Raw genomic sequence first — 2,085 nt, forward strand, 5'->3', positions numbered from 1 at the left:
CATCACCGGGTCGGGAAAGTTGGGTGTCCATTCGTGAAACCTCGCAAGCCCGACTCCGCGTGCATGCCATGGTTCGTCGTCTATTCTGGTGCCCGGAGCAATGCGACAAGCCCGCTCACATTCTTCGACACCAGAGACACGGTTTGATCAAAATCGTTTAGGTAGTGGATCGTTCCGGTATCGTCGTCACGCACAAGCAGAATGTCCGCGCCTCCACCAGACGACCCGATTTGATAGTATATATTACCGTCTAGCTCGACATGCAAGTCATTGCTGGCAATTGGCGATGACTCTTCGTTACCTATCCATTCTTCGACGCAGCCTTGCCATTCTACGCCATCGCTGTTCGTGTAGTTAAACACCAGAACATCGTCACCGAAGTCTAGCGGTGTCTGACGCGCTTCTTGGACTGCAATCTCAGCTGGAGTCATCGGAATAGTATGGGCGAAAACACTTTGATCGACGAACGTCGCCCGTCACCGGGCCGGGAGTGTGAAGTCAACCATTGCCAAAACGCTCGCAAGCCCGGCTCCGGTGCACGGGATTGTTATCCGCTCGGATCGTCAAATACGTGTCTCCAGCCATGGTCTCGCCACATCGCGAAGTAGTGCCCGACGAGCAAGCCAAACAACGCCGAGAGGATAGTCGACCCAGCAACAAACAGGAAGACTAGCGGTGCGTCAATAAAATGCGTCGCCGAAGACAATCGGCCAGCACCATCAGCGAAGCTAAGCGGGTAAGCGACGCCACGAATGCCGGCCATGAGCCAGAAAGAAGCAACCGCCACGAACGCAGCGACGACACGCGGGGAGGCCTCGGGTGAGCGAGCGGCTCGGAATGCCGAGCATACCGTGCAAATTGCAACCGACGAAAGTGTCGCCAGCACTCCGGGAAGTGACTGCACGCCAAACACGCCAGCAAAGGCAGCGGCGAGCAAAAGCAGGTCGAATGTCCGAAAGGTCATTTGGTGATTTCAGTCGGATAACGGTAGTGATCAGCGGGGACGGGCGAAAGACTTGCAAGCAGACGAGAAAACGGACCACCCGTCCTCCGTTGCATCACATGGTTATCCCACGGATTTGGGTTAAACGCCGATCGAGTCACCATGATGAATCAGTCGACCGAGCACCGTCAGTTTAGCCTTCGGCCCCTTCGGTGACAGTTGTCCGTTCCCTAGCAGTATCAGTTTAACGAGGTCCCAATTTAAAAGCAACAAACGACGTTGTCGGACCAAACGATTGCCAGCGGATCATCGACAGCGCCCCCATAGCAGAACATCAATCGCCCGGAGTGTGATAACGTTGGAGATCACCGAGATCGCGTAGTGTGGTATCCATGTCAAAAACCGCGCCGTCGCGATCTTCGTGTGCATCTCTTGGTTATCCGGTTTTGTTGGTTGGCCAGCGCCCCTTGTAGGCGACGCCCGCCATGAAGATGGCAAACGTCAGCATCATCCCCTTGCGGCGTAAATCGACGTCGTCTGGTGGTGCGACAACCGAAACAATGAAGGTTAGGAAGAAGACACCGCTAAACACACCTCCAAGCAAGCGAATCGCGGGAGTTCTCTTCGCTGGATTCAAGCATGCAACGGAGACCGCCGCGCAAAGCCCGGCAGTGAAAACCATGACGAACAAAGCACGAATGTCGACGCCCAAATACAAGCACACCATTCCGAAGCAGAGACAAAGTACCGCAAGCAGAGCAGCGCCCCATCCAGCGACGGTCGCCAAAGTGAGCTTTGGGGTTTGGGCACCAGCAGCACGTTTCCGATTCGGGGCAAAAGAGTTGGTTGTGCCTTTTAAAACCGGAGCGCGCTGTCGCGGCGTTTCCGTCGCTGTTGGCAGCGAGCGAGTTGCGATCTTCAGTTTTTGCCCGCAAGGGCAAGTGACGATCTTGCCCGCGGCGCTCCCTGGAACGGTCAGTGCGCGGTTGCACGCATTGCATTTCACTGAAAGTTTCGATTTGGCGGCTGAAGTCATTAGTTGCGATTGGTTTCGGTGGGATTCAGTCGGATAACGTCACCGTTCACCGGGCCGCGGCAAACGACATTGATTTCAGAATCCGCGCGGCCCGCGGCTCCGTGTG

3 protein-coding genes are annotated in these 2,085 nt (G+C 55.7%); all 3 read right to left on the bottom strand.

Translation table 11 applies throughout. The annotated features are described in order from the left end of the window. Positions 1 to 80: 80 nt before the first annotated feature. The gene (locus tag CA13_RS04295; RefSeq protein ID WP_146394750.1) at positions 81 to 431 is read right to left on the bottom strand and encodes a hypothetical protein; all 351 of its coding nucleotides are present in this window, start codon (positions 429 to 431) and stop codon (positions 81 to 83) included. Positions 432 to 547: 116 nt separating this feature from the next. Beyond that, entirely contained in the window at positions 548 to 964 is a 417-nt protein-coding gene (locus CA13_RS04300) for a hypothetical protein (protein ID WP_146394751.1), read from the bottom strand. A 415-nt stretch (positions 965 to 1,379) separates the two neighbouring features. After that, a complete protein-coding gene (locus tag CA13_RS04305) occupies positions 1,380 to 1,730 on the bottom strand; it encodes a hypothetical protein (protein WP_146394752.1) in 351 nt (116 codons plus the stop codon). Between the last annotated feature and the right edge of the window lie 355 nt (positions 1,731 to 2,085).

It is taken from the genome of Novipirellula herctigrandis, from assembly GCA_007859835.1.
Taxonomy (GTDB): domain Bacteria; phylum Planctomycetota; class Planctomycetia; order Pirellulales; family Pirellulaceae; genus Novipirellula_A; species Novipirellula_A herctigrandis.

Excerpts from the sequence above, each read along its gene's own strand:
- CA13_RS04295 (WP_146394750.1), bottom strand. The coding sequence starts at position 431 with ATGACTCCAGCTGAGATTGCAGTCCAAGAAGCGCGTCAGACACCGCTA.
- CA13_RS04300 (WP_146394751.1), bottom strand. The coding sequence starts at position 964 with ATGACCTTTCGGACATTCGACCTGCTTTTGCTCGCCGCTGCCTTTGCT.